The organism is Mesorhizobium sp. M8A.F.Ca.ET.218.01.1.1, from assembly GCF_004791165.1.
Taxonomy (GTDB): Bacteria; Pseudomonadota; Alphaproteobacteria; order Rhizobiales; family Rhizobiaceae; genus Mesorhizobium.
This window is the reverse complement of the sequence record NZ_SRUZ01000004.1, coordinates 174,303-192,318: the sequence shown is the minus strand read 5'-3', so window position 1 is coordinate 192,318 and position 18,016 is coordinate 174,303. Positions and strand designations below refer to the sequence as shown.

Here is an 18,016-nt window from a genome sequence, read left to right as displayed (position 1 = left end):
ATGTCGCTCGACTACACTTCACTTCTGCTCGCTGTCGGTTTCTCCGCCGCTTGCCTCAGCCTGACGCTGTTCGGCATGTGGCTGACCGCCCGCTCGGAAAAGTTCCTGCTGACATGGGCGATCAGCCTGGTGTTCGTGGTTGGCGATATTTTCATCTATGACGCCTATATCGACATGCCCGGGCGCCTGCTCGGCATCGCCACCTCGGCGTTCCTGCTGATCGGCTTTTCGGCCATGCTGGGTGCCGCCTATCAGTTCCGCACCGGCGGCTCGCCGCTGCCGCGGGCGCTGTGGGGTTGCGTTTCCCTGGCGATAGCGCTGCCTCCCATGGCTTTGGGCTATGACGGCCTCGGCTTCATGTTCGAGAACATGTTCGCCGCCTTGCTCCTGTTCGCCACGGCGTTCGAATATTGGAGAGGCCGCGATGAGGCGCCCGCCTTGACGATCGGCATCACCACGCTCTATTCGGCCACGGCCACGTCCTTCTCGCTCTGCGCCATGGTTCTCGCCTGGGACGGAAAACTAGTGCTCGGCCACGCGCCAAGCAATTGGGCGGAAGAGCTCAGCCTGATCGTGGTGATCGCCAGCATGACGGGTATTGGGGCACTTTCGCTTGCCCTCAACCAGGGGCGTCTGGCGCGGCACCACCACCGCAACGCCCTGACGGATCCCCTGACCGGCCTGCTCAACCGGCGCGCCCTGTTCGACATGCATGGCCATATTCCGGTCGGCGCCTTTACCGCCGTGGTCGTCTTCGACCTCGACAATTTCAAAGCCATCAACGACGAATTCGGCCACGCGGCGGGCGACGAGGTGCTGAAGGTGTTCGCCAGAGAGTTGGCAGCCAACCTTCGATCGGCCGACGTCGCCGCGCGCATGGGCGGCGAGGAATTCGCACTGGTGCTGAGGCGCACTCTGCCGGAGACGGTCGAGGAATCAGCTGAGCGCATCCGGGCGGCTTTCGCGATGCGGTTGATAGAAACCGAAACCGGCTCGCTCACCTGCACGGTCAGCGCCGGATTTGCGTTTGGCAGCAAGGAGGGCCTCAGCTTGGACAAGGTGCTCAGCGCCGCCGACAAGGCGCTCTACGACGCCAAGCGCGGAGGCCGCAACCGCGTCATCGCCTCGCCATTCCGGCGCGCGAGCTAATCACTCGCATCATGGCGAGTCTGTGATCGAAGACTGCCCCTAGGCGGCCATGACGATTTCATTGAAGGCATCGAGGTCGACGTAGAAGACCTTGGTGATCTCCTCGATCAGATCATCGTAGTCGCAGCCCTGTGACCTCAAGATATTGATGGCGGCAATGATGTCGACACGTTCGGTAAGCCGCCGCTTCTGGTAGTCCTCGACGTAACGTTCCATGGCTGTCCCTTAGCCTGTGTGCCCAAACGCGTTTGAACGACAGAGATCGGGAAGCTAGGAAGCCTTGCTTGCGTGGAACTTGCAGAACCTTCGCCGCGCCTCGATCTGCGATAACCAGACTGATACGGAAGCGGCCGACTCACAAAGCCTGGAAAAGACTAGCATGCGACATCGCGTGTGCCAGAGACGCGGATGATGGATGGAAGAAATATTGGACTTGCCAAGAACTTCAAATCTTCAACTGAAGTCCAGTGCCGATTCTAGACCGTGAGGAATTTGCGAACATCAGCCCGGTCTAAATCTTGCGCCGGGCCGGTGTGGACGATCTGGCCGCGATCCATGATGTTGACCTCGTCGGCAAGCTCTCGGCAGAAGTCGAGATACTGTTCGACCAGCAACACAGCGATGCCGGCCTGGTCGCGCAGATAACGTATGGCGCGGCCGATGTCCTTGATAACGGAGGGCTGGATGCCTTCGGTCGGCTCGTCGAGCACCAGCAGCTTCGGCCGCATTACCAGCGCCCTGCCGATGGCCAACTGCTGCTGTTGACCGCCGGAAAGATCGCCGCCACGGCGGCCAAGCATCTGCCTCAGCACCGGAAACAGCTCGAAGACGTGCGCCGGCACGTCGCGGTCGGCGCGCCTCAAGGGCGCGAAGCCGGATTCGAGGTTTTCGCGCACGCTGAGCAGCGGAAAGATCTCCCTGCCCTGCGGCACGAATGCGATGCCCGACCGGGCGCGGTCATACGCCGCGCTCCGGTCGAGCGCCTTCCCCTCGAAGGCAACGCTTCCGCTCGTCAGCCGGTGATGGCCGACGATCGATCTCATCAAACTTGTCTTGCCGACGCCGTTGCGGCCGAGCACGCAGGTGATCTGGCCGGCAGCCGCCTTCAGCGACACGCCACGCAGCGCCTGGGCGGCGCCGTAATGGAGCGTGGCATTGGAAACTTCGAGCATGTCAGCGCCTTCTCCAGAACCGAAGAAACGACATGTCGAAGTGATGGAATTGCACCCGCCAGACCATGCTCATCTCCCCAGATAGACTTCGACGACGCGCTCGTCGGCCGATACGAAATCGAGCGTCCCTTCGGAGAGCACCGAGCCCTCATGCAGGCAGGTGACCTTGACGCCGAGTTCGCGCACGAAATGCATGTCGTGCTCGACGACGATGACCGAATGGTCACGGGCGATGTCCCTGAGCAGCCGCGCGGTTTCCTCGGTCTCGGCATCGGTCATGCCGGCGACCGGCTCGTCGACCAGAAGCAACTTCGGATCCTGGGCCAAGAGCATGCCGATCTCAAGCCACTGCTTCTGGCCGTGGCTAAGATTGGCCGCCAGGTCATGACGCTTGTCGCCCAACCGGATGATGCCAAGAATCTCGTCGATCCGTCGCGTCTCGGCGGGCGATTGGCGGTGGAACAGCGCCGGGAAGATCGAGCGCGGCCCCTTCAGCGCCAGCATCAGGTTTTCCTCGATCGTGTGGCTTTCGAAGACGGTCGGCTTCTGGAATTTGCGGCCGATGCCCATCATGGCGATCTCGGCTTCGTCATGCCTGGTGAGGTCCACCTGGCCGTCGAAGAACACTTCGCCTTCGTCGGGTCGCGTCTTGCCGGTGACGATGTCCATCATCGTCGTCTTGCCGGCGCCGTTGGGGCCGATAATGGCGCGCATCTCGCCTTTGTCGAGCACCAGCGACAGATTGTTGATGGCGCGAAAGCCGTCGAAGGATACCGAGACGCCGTCGAGATAGAGGATTGTGTTGGACTTGCTCATGGCCGCTTACTCCGCAGCCTGCGGTTCGGGATCAGACCAGGACCATTCGCCTGGATTTCTCGCCGGCGATCGAGCAGGCTTCGAGGTGGCGGATGCGACTCTCACCTCGGTGCCGGCTTCGTCAGCGAGGGAAGCTACGCGCAATGCCCTGGCATTGCCGCGCCAACTGTCCCACATGCCGATTATGCCCTTCGGCAGGAGCAAGGTGACGGCGACGAACAGGCCGCCCAGCGCGAACAGCCAGAATTCCGGCAGCACACCGGTGAACCAGGATTTGCCGGCATTGACGAGCAGCGCGCCGATGATCGGCCCGACGATGGTGCCGCGTCCGCCCACCGCCGCCCAGATCACCACCTCGATCGAATTGGACGGTTCGAATTCGCCGGGATTGATGATGCCGACCTGCGGCACGTAGAGCGCGCCGGCAATGCCTGCCATGACGGCCGAAACGGTGAAGGCGAACAGTTTCACGTTCTCCGCCCGCCAGCCGAGGAACCGCGTGCGGCTCTCCGCGTCGCGCACGGCCATCAGCAGCTTGCCGTATTTGGAGCCGACGATCGCCCAGGTGATGAAAACGGCGAGCGCGAGCATTACCGCGCTGGCCGCGAACAGCGCCGAACGGGTCGCGTCGGCCTGCACGTTAAAGCCCAGAATATCCTTGAAATCGGTGAGCCCGTTGTTGCCGCCGAAGCCCATGTCATTGCGGAAGAAGGCGAGCAGCAGCGCATAGGTCATCGCCTGGGTGATGATCGAGAGATAGACGCCGGTGACGCGGCTGCGGAAGGCGAACCAGCCGAAGACGAAGGCAAGCAGGCCGGGCACCGCCAGCACCATGATTGCCGCGAACCAGAAATGGTCGAACCCGGTCCAGAACCACGGCAATTGCTTGTAGTTCAGGAACACCATGAAATCAGGCAGGATCGGATTGCCATAGACGCCGCGCGAACCGATCTGGCGCATCAGATACATGCCCATCGCATAGCCGCCGAGCGCGAAGAAGGCGCCGTGGCCAAGCGAAAGGATGCCGCAATAGCCCCAGACCAGATCGAGCGACAGCGCCAGCAGCGCGTAGCAGAGATACTTGCCGGTCAGCGCGACTATGTAGGACGGCACGTAGAAGGCGCTGGTTGGCGAAACAGCCAGGTTGAGCAGCGGCACGATGACGGCCACCGCCAGCAGGGCGAAAATGGTGATGGCGATGCGGCGGTTGGCACCCGCGGCGAAGAAGCGTCCTGACATCATGCTTCCACCGCCCTGCCCTTGAGCGCGAACAGGCCGCGCGGGCGCTTCTGGATGAAAAGGATGATCAGCACCAGCACGACGATCTTGCCGAGCACGGCGCCGGCATAGGGTTCGAGAACCTTGTTGACAATGCCGAGCGAGAAGGCGCCGACCAGCGTGCCCCAGAGATTGCCGACACCGCCGAAGACGACGACCATGAAACTGTCGATGATGTAGCCGCGGCCGAGATTGGGCGAAACATTGTCGATCTGGCTGAGCGCGACGCCTGCAATACCGGCAATGCCGGACCCCAGCGCGAAAGTCAGCGCGTCGACCCACGGCGTCCTGATGCCCATCGAGGCGGCCATGCGCCGATTGGCGGTGACTGCGCGCATCTGCAGGCCCCAGGGCGTGCGCTTCATCACGTAGACCAACATGCCGAACACCGTGAGCGCGAACACCAGTATCCACAGCCGGTTCCAGGTGATGGCCAGTTGTCCGACGTCGAATGAGCCGGACATCCAGGACGGATTGCCGACCTCCTGGTTGGTCGGTCCGAAGATCGAGCGCACCGCCTGCTGCAGGATCAGCGATACGCCCCAGGTCGCCAGCAGCGTCTCCAGCGGCCGGCCGTAAAGAAAGCGGATGACGCCGCGCTCGATGATGAGACCGACGAATGCCGCAACCAGGAAGGCAAGCGGCAGCGCGATCACCAGCGACCAGTCAAAGAGGCCGGGAAAGGACGTGCGGATCACCTGCTGGACGACGAAAGTCGTGTAGGCGCCGAGCATCACCATCTCGCCATGTGCCATGTTGATGACGCCCATGACGCCGAACGTGATCGCAAGCCCGATCGCTGCCAGCAGCAGCACCGAACCCAGCGATATCCCATACCAGATGTTCTGGCCGGCATCCCACAAGGCCAGCGTCGAATTGATGTTTGCGATCGCAGCCGTCGCCGCGTCCTTGACCGCTCCAGAGGCGTTGGCCTCGACCGAGGTGAGCAGCGAAACAGCATCGCGGTCGCCGCGCGCACCGATCAGGGCGATTGCGGCGAGCTTGTCTGCGTCGGGCTTGTCTGAAACCAGAATGGAAGCGGCACGCGCCTGTTCCAGCAAAGCCTTGACGCTTGCCACGCTTTCACTGGCGATGGCTGCGTCGAGCGGGCCGATATTGGCGGCGTCCGGTGTCTTGAACATGGTGTCCGCGGCGGCGATGCGGACCGTCGGATCCTTGGAACCAAGCGTCAACGTGCCCAATGCATCGCGGATCGTGCGGCGCAACGTGTTGTTGACGCTGATCTTGGTTATGTCGTCCTCGGAGGCCTCGCCTGCTGGCTCGCCGCTCAGCGGGTCGAAAAGCTGGACGTTTTCGTCGCCTTCCTTGCCGACAAACACCATCGAGTCGGCCGTACGAACGTAAAGATTGCCGTCCGCCAATGCAGCAAGCGGCCGTTCGACAGCCGGATCGCCTGTGGCCGTCAACTCTTGAACGACAGCTCCTGTTTCGGAAAAGTCCGTTACTGTCGCGAATTTGGCGATGATGGCACGCAGATCGGCTTCCGCAGCGCCCGAAGACGACAGCGTCGTCAGCAGGAACAGAAGCGTCAGGCCAATCGCGTGGAGAATCTTCATCGGCTTTCGGTGACCATTGAAGGTTGAAGTTGGCGTCCGGACAGTGGAGGAACTGTCCGGACGCGCGCGGTCTTGGGCGTGGACCCGAAGGTCCAGCCCGGGGAGGATCAGTTCGTGCCCTTGCCGCCGCACTTGCCGGTTTTGACGTTGAAGTTGCCGCAGCTGAGCGGCGCGCGCCAATCGGAAATCAGGTCCTTGGAGTCGGGCAGGTAGTCGGACCATTCGTCGCCCATCACCAGGCCCGGTGTCTTCGAAACCGTTTCGAATTGGCCATTGGCCTGGATTTCACCGATCAGCACCGGCTTGGTGATGTGATGGTTCGGCATCATCGTCGAATAGCCGCCGGTCAGGTTCGGCACCGAAACGCCGACCATGGCATCGATGACCTTGTCCGGATCGGTGGTGCCGGCCTTTTGAACCGCCTTCACCCACATGTTGAAGCCGATATAGTGGGCTTCCATCGGGTCGTTGGTGGTGCGCTTGTTGTTCTTGATGAACTTGTGCCAGTCGGCAATGAACTTCTTGTTCTCGGGCGTGCTGACGCTCTCGAAATAATTCCAGGCCGCAAGATGGCCGACCAGCGGCTTGGCGTCGAGACCGGCAAGTTCTTCCTCACCCACCGAGAAGGCCATGACCGGGATGTCTTCGGCCTTGATGCCCTGGTTGCCGAGTTCCTTGTAGAACGGAACATTGGCGTCGCCATTGACGGTCGAGACGACGGCGGTCTTCTTGCCGGCCGAACCGAACTTCTTGATCGCCGAAACTTCGGTCTGCCAGTCGGAAAAACCGAACGGCGTGTAGTTGGTCATGATGTCTTCGGCCGCGACGCCCTTGGACTTCAGATAGGCTTCGAGGATCTTGTTGGTGGTACGCGGATAGACGTAGTCGGTGCCTTCCAGCACCCAGCGCTTCACCGAGCCGCCGTCCTTGCTCATCAGATAGTCGACGGCCGGAATGGCCTGCTGGTTTGGAGCCGCACCGGTGTAGAACACGTTGCGCTCGCTTTCCTCGCCCTCATACTGGACGGGATAGAACAGGATGTTGTCGAGCTCGGAGAACACCGGCAACACCGATTTGCGCGACACCGAGGTCCAGCAGCCGAACACCGCCGCGACCTTGTCCTTGGAGATCAGTTCGCGCGCCTTTTCGGCGAACAGCGGCCAGTTGGAAGCCGGATCGACGACGACGGCTTCAAGCTTCTTGCCGAGCAGGCCGCCCTTGGCGTTCTGCTCGTCGATGAGCATCAGCATGGCGTCCTTCAGCGTCGTCTCCGAAATCGCCATTGTGCCCGACAGCGAATGGAGAATGCCGACCTTGATCGTGTCGTCGGCAGCCCTGGCCGGAGCGGATATCATCAAACCGGCGGCGACCACGCCCGCCGAGACCATTTTTGTTATTGTCGAGAAATTACCCCTCATACCGAAGACTCCCAAGCTGGTTGATTGCACCGCAACACTACGATGCAACCCCCGTGCCAACCGCTGCCGGCTTGCTGAAAATAGCAAACTAACCGAACGTTATCAGTTAGTTGATACATTAGAATGAACAGAGATAAGAGAGCCGGTTAAAAAATGATTGAGGGAAATTTGCGCAGCGCACGAGGCGTATGCCTAATTTTAGCTCATTTTTGACACGTGCCTATATTTTGACCTTGGCGCACGTGTCGCGGACGACAAATGTTGCGGCGCGGCACGAAAATAGGGCAAGCTTGTCGTTCAAACGGACGACGTCATGACATCAGGCATTTCACGCATATTCATCGGCATTTTGTCTGTGGCGGCGGCAACCGGAGCGGCACGAGCCGATTTCAGCGATGGCAAGATGCCCGATGGCACTTATCACTGCGAAGTCTATCTGCTCGGCCTGTTCCTCAACCTCGGCGACATCACCATCAAGGGAAACGCCTACACAGGCCCCGTCACCTTCGGTACCGCCCAACAGGCTTACAACTATCAGATGGATGCAAACGGTGTGATTTCGTGGCTGGGCCCGCTCGGCGGCTATACCGCCGGCGGCAACGCGCTCTCGATGACCCAGGCAACCCTGGACGGCCAGAACCCGCCCTCCTTCGACATCATCATGAAGCAACCCGACGGGGCCTTCACCGCCTCGACCTGCACCAAGGGAGGCAATCAGTAGGCCTTCGCCTCCCATCGGGGCTGCCTTGGGAGTCTGCACGTCTGCCGTGTCATCTGGATGTTGCCGAAACTGGATAGGCAGCGGTGCGCCGTCACATCCACCTCGAGAGGCCGACACCATGGCCAATTCCCCGTCTTCATCCTCCCCCTTCATTCGCGACGCTTCAACTCGGGAAAGCCGAGTGTCGAAAGAGCGGCGACCGCATGTGTTTCGCCGGCAAACAACGAGCCGACAAAGCTGCCGCCGGCGATCAATGCGCTGGATGCAAGGCTGCCTTTCAGGAGCGTGCGGCGCGAAACGCGCTCGGCGATGACGCGTCTACGACAAGACCCACGCCGCCGCCGATGGCTATGAAACAACGATCGTTGCGCGAGGCCGCCTAGCGCGCTTCCGTGGCAATTTCGAGCGCCAGGCGGCTCATGTCGGTGAAAAGCTCCTGGCGTTCGGAATAGTCGGTCTGTTCGCCGGTGAGCAGATTGTCGACCACGGTCAGCAGCGATAATGCCCTCGCGCCGAAATGCGCCGAGATGCGATAGAGAGCGCTGGTTTCCATGTCTACGGCCAGCGCTCCGAGCGCCCTGGCGTCGGCATAGCGGGCACGTGGGTCGGGATGGTAGAATATGTCGGTGCAGGCTGTCAGGCCGGCGTGGTGGTCGATGCCGAGTTCGGTTGCCTTGGCCAATGCGCAAGCGAGCAGCGCCGGATCCGGGCCGACATCAGCCTCGTAAAGGCCAAAGACCCGGCCGTTCTCAGTGTCTTCAGGCCGTGCCGATTGCGAGATCACAAGGCTGCGCAGCTTTGCCTCGGCGCTCAGGCCACCGCAGGTACCGGTGCGGATCAGTGTCCGAGCGCCATAATAATCAAGCAATTCATGCGCATAGATCAGGAACGATGAAACACCGATACCCGTCGCCTGAATGCTGATGGGCCTGCCTCGAAACGAGCCGGTAAAGCCAAGCGCACCGCGACGACGATTGACACAACGCGGCGTGTCGAGGAACGTGCCGGCCATCCACTCCGCGCGCTGCGGGTCGCCCGGCAACAAAATCGTGTCGGCGTAGTCGCCCTTGCTTGCCTCGATGTGTGGCGTCAACAGCTGCTCCCCCAAGCCCGCCTGCTATATTGCCAATAATCATGGCGTTGTTACCGCGTTGTGCAAGGGGCGCGGCATTGGAAATACCTAAGATTCAAGCACATCCTTGACGATCGTAGCCAGTTGCTTGAGCGAGAACGGTTTTGGCAGGAAGCCGAAATGCGCCTCCGCCGGCAGGTTTCTGGCGAATGCGTCCTCGGCATAGCCGGAGACGAAGACGAACTTGATGTCCGGCTGGCGTTTGCGCAATTCACCGAGCAGCGTCGGCCCGTCCATTTCCGGCATCACTACGTCGGAAACGACGATATCGACCTTGCCGCCGAGCGCTTCGAACACTTCCAGCGCCTCGACGCCGGAGGACGCCTCGTGGACGGTGTAACCACGCGAGGTCAGTGCCCGCATGCCGCCCATGCGCACGGCGTCCTCATCCTCGACCAGCAGTACCGTCGCCGACCCGGACAGGTCCTTGATGCTATCGGCCAGTTTGACTGCCGCGGCGGCCGGTGCTTCACCGGGTTCGGCCGCCTTTTTCGCTTCCGCGATGTGACGTGGCAGGAAGATGCGGAAAGTCGATCCCTTGCCGACTTCGGAATCGCAGAAAATGAAACCGCCGGTCTGCTTGATGATGCCGTAGACCATGGACAGACCGAGGCCCGTACCCTTGCCGACCTCCTTGGTGGTGAAGAACGGCTCGAAGATCTTCTTCAGCACGTCGGGCGCGATGCCTGAGCCGGTGTCCTCGACCTCGACCACCACATAGTCGGCGGCCGCGAGTTCGCGATACGGGAAGGTCTTGGACTCCTCGGCGGTCACGTTGCGTGTGCGCACGGTGAGATCGCCTCCCGCCGGCATCGCGTCGCGCGCGTTGACCGCCAGGTTGACCACCACCTGCTCGAACTGGCCGATATCGACCTTGACCGGCCACAGGTCGCGGCCGTGGTCGACCTTGAGCTTGATGTCGTTGCCGACCAGCCGGGCAAGCAGCATCCTGAGATCGGCGAGCACGTCGGTGAGGTTCAGCACTTCCGGCCGCAGCGTCTGCTTGCGCGAGAAGGCCAGCAACTGCCTGACCAGCGAGGCGGCCCGGTTGGCGTTCTGCTTGATGTTCATGATGTCGGGGAAGGACGGATCCGACGGCCGGTGATTGGTCAAAAGCAGGTCCGACGCCATGATGATGGCGGTCAGCACATTGTTGAAGTCGTGCGCGATGCCACCGGCGAGCTGGCCGACGGCCTGCATCTTCTGGCTTTGCGCCATCTGCCCTTCGAGCGCCTTTTGCTCGGTCGTCTCGACGGCGTAGACGATGGCCGATTCCTCGGCCCCTTCGCCGCCGGTACCGTCGGCGACGGCATTGACGTAGAAGCGGATGTGCCGTTCTTCGTTGCCGGGCAGCACGGTGTCGATCGGTTCGATATCGGCCTGCCGCTGCCGGGCTTTCTCGAACGCCGCGGCAAAGGCCGGCCGGTCGCGGTCATGGATCACCGTGTCGAGCCGTACGCGGCGATCCACGGCATCGCGGTCGACGACCGAGGAAAACAGCGACAGAAAAGGTGCGTTGGTGCGCAGGATGCGTCCGCTGGCATCGACACCGGCGATCGCCATCGGCGTCGAATTGAAGAAGCGGGTGAAGCGCACTTCCGAAGCGCGCAGATCGGCCGAGGCATCCTCGCCTTGCGTACGGTTGAGCACGATGGTGCGCGTCGGGCCGCCGACGCCCTCGCGGCTTGCCGAAACGCGGTGCATGAAGCGCACTGGCAGCGCCTCGCCGGTCATCGTCGTCAAGTCGAGATCGATGACCGCATTGCGCGTCGTGCCGGGATCCGCCTTGACGGAGCGCACCAGCGCCATGCCGTCGCCGGCAACGATATCGGGCAAGGTGACGGCGCCGGGCGTGAAGCTGGCAAGGTCGATGCCCAGCCATCCGGCGAGCGTGGCGTTGATGTAGGTGACGCGGCCGTCCTGATCGGCCGAAAAGAAACCGGCCGGCGCGTGGTCGAGGTGATCGATGGCCTTCTGCAGATCGAGGAAGAAACGCTCCTGCTCGGCCCGCTCCTGCGAAATATCGGCGAGTTGCCAGGCCAGCATCGGCAACCGCTGGCCCGGAACGCTGAACGCGCGGGCGCGCGCCCGGTACCAGCGGGCGCCCGGTTCAGCGCCGGGCCGGATCGATTGCGCCAGCCTGAACTCGCCATCGCCCGGCTGCCCGTCACGCAAGCCGGACGCCAGCCGGTAAATGGTCACCGAGGCCTCGGGGACATCCGAGAGCAATCCTTCGACGGTCTTCAGATCGGCGGCCGAGGTGGCCCCGGTCATATCGGCATAAGCCCGGTTGGCGTAGACGACGCGACCCTTGGTGTCCGTGACCAGCAGGCCTTGGCCCATCGAATCGACGAAAGCCTTGGACAGTTCGTCGCCCGTCGAGCGCGGTGTGATCTGCACGAAGCCGATCGCGGTCGCGAACAGGAAGCCGACACCGATCATCGCCAGCACGCCGAGCATGCCGAGCAGGAAGGGATCGCCGAGGCGCTCGCGGAAAAGGCCGAAGACGATGGCCGCGCCCGTCAGAACGACGATGAAGATGATAAGCCGGGTGACCGCGCCCGGTCGCGTATTCTGGTCGACGATCGGTACCGGATAGAAATCGCCGCGCGCTTCCTTGGCCATATGCCCCCTGCTCGTGAAATCCGAGGTTCCGACACCCGCCCCTAATGCATGTCGCCCAAAAGTGACTTCGGTTTTGGGAAAACGTCACGCATGAAAAACAAGGACCTGAAGCGCGTCGCATGAATCCGTTTCAGCGCGACGCGCTTTAGCCGGTTGAATCATATTCTCCTAGTCCGGAAAAGGCCCGGGCGGCAAATGTCAGATAAAAATGATGTCGAGCGGCCTTCCCTGTGTTTCAAGCTGTTCACGATGCGTGAAAGGCAACTTGCGGTGGCCAGTCGCAACGGTCTAGTGTCGCGTCACTTTCCAAAACCGATCAGGGGAAACCAATGCAGTGGCTGGATAGCGTGGCGGGCCCCGGTTATGCGGCGGCACTCCTGTGGACCTTCGCGGCGCTGATCCTGCTGGTCATCGTTCTCATCATCGTCAGGCTCGTGCGCAACCTGACCTTCGGGACGTTTGTCGCCGGTGGCCGCAACCGCAAGACGCGGCTCGCCGTCATGGACGCCACCGCCGTCGACAGCCATCGCCGACTGGTGCTGGTGCGACGCGACGACATCGAACATCTGCTCCTGATCGGCGGCCCGACCGACGTCGTTGTCGAACGCGACATCCGCCTCGCCGCGCCGCGCCGTCCGGCATTGACCGGGGATGGCGGCCCGCAGCCTGTCCCGGCGGCCGGGACCCCGGTCGCGAAGCCGCGGCCGCCGCAGCCCGCTCCCGCGCCTCCCAGACAACCACCCGCTCCGCAGCCGGTGGCAGGGCCCGCCCGCCAGCGCCCGGCGGCACCGCCACCGGCTCCCGCAGCGAAACCGGCGGCGCAAATCTATCAGTCGACCAATGTCACGCCGCTGCCCGCCTACGGCTCCGCCAATGCCAATGCCGTCAGGCACGCGCCACCGCCGCCGCAGGACAGCATCGACGACACGCTGATGAAGGAACTCGAGGTTTCGCTGGACCAACCACGGTCCGGCGGTCCGGCGGCCAAACCGGCAGCCAAGGCGCCGCCGTCGCTCGATGATGAAATGACGAGGCTTTTGGGCGAACTCTCAAGCCAGAAGAGATGATTTGCGCCCAGGGTGGCCTGCCGGTGAATTGAACCGGTCGATGTTCAAGCGCGCTTTGGCATGCGCGGCGACATCGAACAAAAATGGCCGGAAAACCGGCCATTTGGAAATCGATGCAGCGCTACTGTCAGTCGTCGCGATAGACTTTTTCACGGCGCTCATGCCGCTCCTGCGCTTCGATCGACAAGGTAGCGATCGGGCGGGCGTCGAGCCGCTTCAACGCGATCGGCTCACCGGTCTCCTCGCAATAGCCATAAGTGCCTTCGTCGATGCGCTGTAGTGCCGAATCGATCTTCGAGATGAGCTTCCGCTGACGGTCGCGGGCCCTGAGCTCGATGGCGCGGTCGGTTTCCGAAGAGGCGCGGTCGGCGAGGTCGGGATGGTTGGCGTTTTCCTGCTGCAGGATTTCGAGGGTTTCGCGCGCTTCGCGCAAAATGTCATTTTTCCAGGTGACGAGCTTTAGGCGGAAGTAGGATTTCTGCCGTTCGTTCATGAACGGCTCGTCTTCGGAGGGTACGTAATCGGCGGTAACGATGTCGTTCATTCGACTCACCCAAACAGCCCCAAATTTGGCGCCTATATATTCGCCGCCAGACGCCTGCACAAGCGCAATCAGCCACCGGCTCACGCAATTGTTAAAGTGCGCCCGCAGCCTTCCCCGGAGCGGGATAGATCTGTTTCGATGGCGAAAGTAGGACGATCTTCGCCGCTTGCCCCCGCAAGTGATTCGCCGCGCCGAAGAACGTGCACCATTGTGCGCGATGCTTTTCTCGTGGCTAATCGCGGCAGGACTTCGGCTTTCGGGCGTCATTGGAGGTTGAGTGAGCAGGCTTTATCTGTTGCGACACGCCAAGGCCGGCTGGGCCTTGCCGGGCATGCGTGATTTCGATCGTCCGCTCGACGCATCCGGCCGCGCCGATGCCGAAAAGATGGGGGCCGCGATGCGATCCCGTTCCTATGTGCCGGACCTGACGCTGTGCTCCAACGCCAAACGCGCCAGGGAAACGCTCGAGGGACTGGCCGGTCAGACGGACACGGGCAAGGTGCTGTTTTTCGACACACTCTACAGCGAAGACGCGGCCGGCTATCTCCGGCTCGTCCGGGATCATGGCGGATCCGGCTCGTTGCTGGTCATAGGCCACAACCCGATGACGGAGGATCTCGCCATGGCGGTGTCGGGCGATGGTGGCGAGACGGAGCGGGCAATGCTCAATCATGGCTTTCCGACCTCGGGCCTCGCCGTCGTCCGTTTCCCCGGCAATCTGGCGAAAGCGGCCCAGGGAGCGGGCTATCTCGAAGCCTTCCTGACACCGGCCGATCTCTGATGCCGATGTCCAGCGCCATTTCAAAGCCGGGTTCCACCGCCTATATCGGGCGGACGCAAGTCCGAGAGAGCATATTTTGGCATCATCGCTGACCACCTTCACCGACGAGGCAAGAATTGCCCTCGACACATTGTCGGGACGTGCCACCGGACTTTTTTCTCCATCGCTGCGCTTGGGTGTCACGGGTCTATCCCGCGCGGGCAAGACCGTCTTCATCTCGGCCTTCGTCCACAATCTGATCCACGGCGGACGCCTGCCGCTGTTCGAGGCGCAGAAATCGGGGCGTATCGCGCGCGCCTTCCTCGAACAGCAGCCCGACGACGCCGTGCCGCGTTTTCAGTACGAGGACCACATCGCCGCTCTGGTCAACGATCGCGTCTGGCCGGACTCGACCCGCGCCATCTCTGAACTGCGGCTGACGATCGAATATGAATCGGCCTCCGGCTGGAACCGTATGTTCTCGTCGGGCAAGCTGTCGGTCGACATCGTCGATTACCCCGGCGAATGGCTGCTCGACCTGCCGCTGCTCGGCAAATCCTTCGCCGATTTTTCGCGAGAAGCCCTCGAAATGGCCACGTTGCCGGTGCGCGAGGACCTGTCGCGGGCCTGGCGGGCGATCTCGACGGAAATCGACCCGAATGCCGACGCCGACGAAATGACGGCACGCCGGCTGGCTGAGAGCTTCGCCGCCTATCTCAAGGCATGCAAGCTCGACGAGCGAGCGCTTTCGACCTTGCCGCCAGGACGTTTCCTGATGCCGGGCGACCTTGAAGGCTCGCCCGCGCTGACTTTCGCGCCGCTGGCCGGCCTCGGCGACAGGCGCGCGCGCAACGGGTCGTTGCATGCCATGATGGAACGGCGCTACGAGGCCTACAAGACACATGTCGTCAAACCGTTCTTCCGCGAGCATATCACGCGTCTGGACCGCCAGATCGTACTCATCGACGCGATGCAGGCGCTGAACGCCGGGCCTGGCGCGATGGCCGACCTGGAGCGCGCCGTCACCGAGATCCTCAACTGCTTCCGCCCCGGCCGGGGCAGCTTCCTCACCGACCTTTTCTCCCGGCGTATCGACCGCATCCTGGTTGCCGCGACCAAGGCCGATCATCTGCACCACGAAAGCCATGACCGGCTGCAGGCGATCGTGCGGCGCCTGGCCGACCGCGCCGTGGCGCGGGCGAATTTCACCGGCGCCGATGTCGACGTGGTCGCGATGGCGGCCGTGCGCGCGACCCGCGAAGGCACCGTCAAGCAGGGCCGGGAAACATTGCCTGTTATCATCGGCACGCCGATCGCCGGCGAGAAGATCAATGGCGAAACCTTCGACGGAAAGACGGAAACAGCTATATTTCCTGGTGATTTACCGGAAAAAATTGATGCTGTTTTCGATCTTTCGGGACCGGACCACAGGCAGGACTCCACAGACCCGGCAATCCGCTTCGTCCGGTTCCGTCCGCCCAAACTCGAACGCACGGCCGAAGGCGTCACGCTGTCGCTGCCGCATATCCGGCTCGACCGTGCCCTGCAGTTCCTGATCGGAGACCATTTGGCATGACAGCGCCCCGCAAACCGGCGGCATTCCGTATCGAGCCGGAAGCCGCGGCGAAACAAGACGCGCCACGAGCCCGCCAGGCCGAACCGTCGCGCAAACCACGCTCGGTGAAGGCCGATGTGGCGCTGGTCATCCCGGCGGAGGTCGACGTCTTCGACGAACCGGACATTATTGCCGCCGAGCCGTCGCCGTCGGTCGCCCCCCGAAAACGCTCGGTTCTCGGCAGCATCTTCTTTGGCGCCTTCGGCGTGCTGGTTTCGCTGGCTGTCGGCCTGTGGACCGACCAGTTGATACGCGATCTCTTTGCCCGCGCCGAATGGCTGGGCTGGCTCGCCGCCGGCATGGCGGCGACAGCGTTGCTGGCGCTTCTGGTGATCCTGATTCGCGAATCCCTGGCGATCGCCCGGCTCGCCGAGGTCGAAAAGCTGCAAAAGCGAGCCCTCGACGCCATCGCGCGTGACGATCCGAAAGCGGCGCGATCTGTGGTCGATGAACTGTCGGCCTTTGTCGCGGCCAAACCCGAGACCGCGGCCGGCCGGCGCGCGCTGGCCGAATTGCGCGGCGAGATCATCGACGGCGCCAGTCTGGTACGCCTGGCGGAAGCGGAAATCCTCGGCCCCCTCGATGCCAGGGCCAAGGTGATGGTCCTCGAGGCCGCCAAGCGCGTCTCGCTGGTGACGGCGGTGAGCCCGCGCGCGCTCGTCGACGTCGCCTATGTCGTCTTTGAGGCCGGGCGCCTCATCCGCCGGCTGTCGGAACTCTATGGCGGACGACCCGGAACGCTGGGTTTCTTCCGCCTGGCGCGCAGTGTGCTGGCGCATCTGGCGGTCACCGGCTCGATTGCCGTCGGCGACAGCTTTGTCCAACAGATCGTCGGCCACGGCCTGGCGGCGCGCCTCTCGGCCAAGCTCGGCGAAGGCGTCGTCAACGGCATGATGACGGCGCGCATCGGCATCGCCGCCATGGAGACGGCGCGCCCCCTGCCCTTCAGCGCTGCCAAGCGCCCGGGACTGGGCGATTTCCTCGCCGCGCTGACGTCGTTTGCGACAAGGAAAGACGCCGAAACAAACGCACCCGACAAATGACGAGCGCCTCTTTCGCGGCACGATGGGATTGCGCTTTCGAGGCCCCTGAGGTGACGAAGCATTAACCAATCTTCTTCATGGTCAAACCGGTTTCAAACAGCCTCGTTGTTGCCGGGTGTCGTCGATGAAAAGCGTAATTCTGTCCAGCATCTTGCCCCTGGCGGCGGCGATCACAGCAGTCGCCGGTATTGCCTCCGGGGCTTGCGCCGGAGAGCCGGACAAGCAGTTTTTCCAGTCGGCCGAAGGCAAGTGGGTCGGCCCCGGCGAAATCGTCGCCGGCAAGTACAAGGGCACGAAATTCAACTGCAGCTTCACCGGCTCCACCCCCGACGGCAAGACGGGCATGACGCTTGACGGCGGCTGCCGGGTCGGCATGTTCACCCAGCCGATGTCGGCCAAGATCGAGCGCAACGGCCGCGACTACAAGGGTTCCTTCATGGGCGGCTCGGCCGGTGCCGGGCTCGATATCATCGGCGGCAATGTCGTCGACGCCCGCAAGGTGGTCTTCACCATCAACCGCAACCAGCTGCGCGGCGTCATGCAGGCACGCATTCCCGACGACAATTCGATGACGGTGACGGTCGCCGTGCGCGTTCAGGACCAACTGGTGCCGGTGATCGGCATGAGCCTTAAGCGAGTCGATGCCGTCGAAGTCGGCTCCATCACGCCGAACTGAGGCGCACCCCGCCTCCATTTCTTTAAGCAATTCCGGATGGTTCTTGGCATTGCTGGGATACCCCCAAACAAAAGAGGCGGCAGCCCATCGCCACCGCCTCCTTTGAAACAAACGAACCGGGCGTCAGCCCTTGATCGCGGCGGTCACCTCGTCATAGGCCTTGCAGGCGTCGGCCAAGGTCGTGGAACCCTGATACTTGGTCGTCACCGCCTGGACCTTGGCGGTCAGGTCAGCCGCCTTGGACGGGTCCTTGGTGATCGCCTCCTGCAGCGCGGCGGCCATGTCCTGCGCTTTCTTGGTTGCGATCTCGGTCGTGCATTCCGGCGCCTTTGAACAGGCCGAACCGGCAAGCACCGCCAGCCCGACGGCAACGAGCAAAAACTTCTTCATGTCAGTCATCTCCTCAAAAGGGCGCGACTTGAT

17 protein-coding genes are annotated in these 18,016 nt (G+C 62.6%); 7 read left to right on the top strand and 10 right to left on the bottom strand.

Annotation, left to right across the window (positions count from 1 at the left end):
- Entirely contained in the window at nt 1-1,149 is a 1,149-nt protein-coding gene (locus EN861_RS16910) for a GGDEF domain-containing protein (protein ID WP_127278251.1), read from the top strand.
- Nucleotides 1,150-1,188: 39 nt separating this feature from the next.
- Here EN861_RS16910 and EN861_RS16905 read toward each other — a convergent pair whose 3' ends face one another.
- From EN861_RS16905 to urtA, 6 genes are all read right to left on the bottom strand, one after another.
- Complete coding sequence (locus EN861_RS16905; RefSeq protein WP_084636783.1) at nt 1,189-1,365, bottom strand: hypothetical protein; 177 nt, start codon at nt 1,363-1,365, stop codon at nt 1,189-1,191.
- 260 nt (nt 1,366-1,625) lie between these two features.
- The gene (urtE, locus tag EN861_RS16900; protein ID WP_127278250.1) at nt 1,626-2,321 is read right to left on the bottom strand and encodes an urea ABC transporter ATP-binding subunit UrtE; all 696 of its coding nucleotides are present in this window, start codon (nt 2,319-2,321) and stop codon (nt 1,626-1,628) included.
- Between the two features lie 69 nt (nt 2,322-2,390).
- The gene (gene urtD, locus EN861_RS16895; protein WP_135864454.1) at nt 2,391-3,137 is read right to left on the bottom strand and encodes an urea ABC transporter ATP-binding protein UrtD; all 747 of its coding nucleotides are present in this window, start codon (nt 3,135-3,137) and stop codon (nt 2,391-2,393) included.
- A 6-nt stretch (nt 3,138-3,143) separates the two neighbouring features.
- Nucleotides 3,144-4,379, bottom strand: a complete 1,236-nt coding sequence (urtC, locus tag EN861_RS16890) for an urea ABC transporter permease subunit UrtC (protein WP_135864451.1) — start codon at nt 4,377-4,379, stop codon at nt 3,144-3,146.
- A complete protein-coding gene (gene urtB, locus EN861_RS16885) occupies nt 4,376-5,992 on the bottom strand; it encodes an urea ABC transporter permease subunit UrtB (RefSeq protein ID WP_135864449.1) in 1,617 nt (538 codons plus the stop codon). The genes urtC and urtB overlap by 4 nt, the downstream gene beginning before the upstream one ends.
- 107 nt (nt 5,993-6,099) lie before the next feature.
- Nucleotides 6,100-7,380 (bottom strand): urea ABC transporter substrate-binding protein, encoded by a 1,281-nt coding sequence (urtA, locus tag EN861_RS16880; protein WP_245512064.1) that lies wholly within the window; start codon nt 7,378-7,380, stop codon nt 6,100-6,102.
- Nucleotides 7,381-7,723: 343 nt separating this feature from the next.
- Here urtA and EN861_RS16875 point away from each other — a divergent pair, with 343 nt between their 5' ends.
- Nucleotides 7,724-8,131 carry a hypothetical protein gene (locus EN861_RS16875; RefSeq protein WP_127278245.1) on the top strand — a complete coding sequence of 136 codons (408 nt, stop codon included), beginning with the start codon at nt 7,724-7,726 and terminating at the stop codon, nt 8,129-8,131.
- 379 nt (nt 8,132-8,510) lie between these two features.
- On the opposite strand, the gene EN861_RS16865 is transcribed toward EN861_RS16875, so the two are convergent.
- Both EN861_RS16865 and EN861_RS16860 read right to left on the bottom strand, forming a co-directional pair.
- Nucleotides 8,511-9,224 carry a DeoD-type purine-nucleoside phosphorylase gene (locus EN861_RS16865; RefSeq protein ID WP_127278244.1) on the bottom strand — a complete coding sequence of 238 codons (714 nt, stop codon included), beginning with the start codon at nt 9,222-9,224 and terminating at the stop codon, nt 8,511-8,513.
- An 87-nt stretch (nt 9,225-9,311) separates the two neighbouring features.
- Nucleotides 9,312-11,888 carry an ATP-binding protein gene (locus tag EN861_RS16860; protein WP_135864445.1) on the bottom strand — a complete coding sequence of 859 codons (2,577 nt, stop codon included), beginning with the start codon at nt 11,886-11,888 and terminating at the stop codon, nt 9,312-9,314.
- Nucleotides 11,889-12,217: 329 nt separating this feature from the next.
- Here EN861_RS16860 and EN861_RS16855 point away from each other — a divergent pair, with 329 nt between their 5' ends.
- On the top strand, nt 12,218-12,955 hold the full coding sequence (locus EN861_RS16855) for a flagellar biosynthetic protein FliO (protein ID WP_135864443.1): 738 nt from the start codon (nt 12,218-12,220) through the stop codon (nt 12,953-12,955).
- Nucleotides 12,956-13,082: 127 nt separating this feature from the next.
- On the opposite strand, the gene dksA is transcribed toward EN861_RS16855, so the two are convergent.
- The gene (dksA, locus tag EN861_RS16850) at nt 13,083-13,499 is read right to left on the bottom strand and encodes an RNA polymerase-binding protein DksA (RefSeq protein WP_006202025.1); all 417 of its coding nucleotides are present in this window, start codon (nt 13,497-13,499) and stop codon (nt 13,083-13,085) included.
- Between the two features lie 277 nt (nt 13,500-13,776).
- On the opposite strand from dksA, the gene EN861_RS16845 reads away from it, so the two are divergent.
- From EN861_RS16845 to EN861_RS16830, 4 genes are all read left to right on the top strand, one after another.
- A complete protein-coding gene (locus EN861_RS16845) occupies nt 13,777-14,280 on the top strand; it encodes a histidine phosphatase family protein (RefSeq protein WP_127281061.1) in 504 nt (167 codons plus the stop codon).
- Between the two features lie 76 nt (nt 14,281-14,356).
- Nucleotides 14,357-15,835, top strand: coding sequence for a YcjX family protein (locus EN861_RS16840; protein ID WP_135864441.1), 1,479 nt, complete (start codon nt 14,357-14,359; stop codon nt 15,833-15,835).
- Nucleotides 15,832-16,917 carry a TIGR01620 family protein gene (locus tag EN861_RS16835; RefSeq protein WP_127279124.1) on the top strand — a complete coding sequence of 362 codons (1,086 nt, stop codon included), beginning with the start codon at nt 15,832-15,834 and terminating at the stop codon, nt 16,915-16,917. Before EN861_RS16840 ends, EN861_RS16835 begins: the two co-directional genes overlap by 4 nt.
- 124 nt (nt 16,918-17,041) lie before the next feature.
- Nucleotides 17,042-17,593 carry a hypothetical protein gene (locus EN861_RS16830; protein ID WP_127279123.1) on the top strand — a complete coding sequence of 184 codons (552 nt, stop codon included), beginning with the start codon at nt 17,042-17,044 and terminating at the stop codon, nt 17,591-17,593.
- A gap of 123 nt (nt 17,594-17,716) precedes the next feature.
- Here EN861_RS16830 and EN861_RS16825 read toward each other — a convergent pair whose 3' ends face one another.
- The gene (locus EN861_RS16825; protein ID WP_027029131.1) at nt 17,717-17,983 is read right to left on the bottom strand and encodes a hypothetical protein; all 267 of its coding nucleotides are present in this window, start codon (nt 17,981-17,983) and stop codon (nt 17,717-17,719) included.
- Nucleotides 17,984-18,016 lie beyond the last annotated feature (33 nt).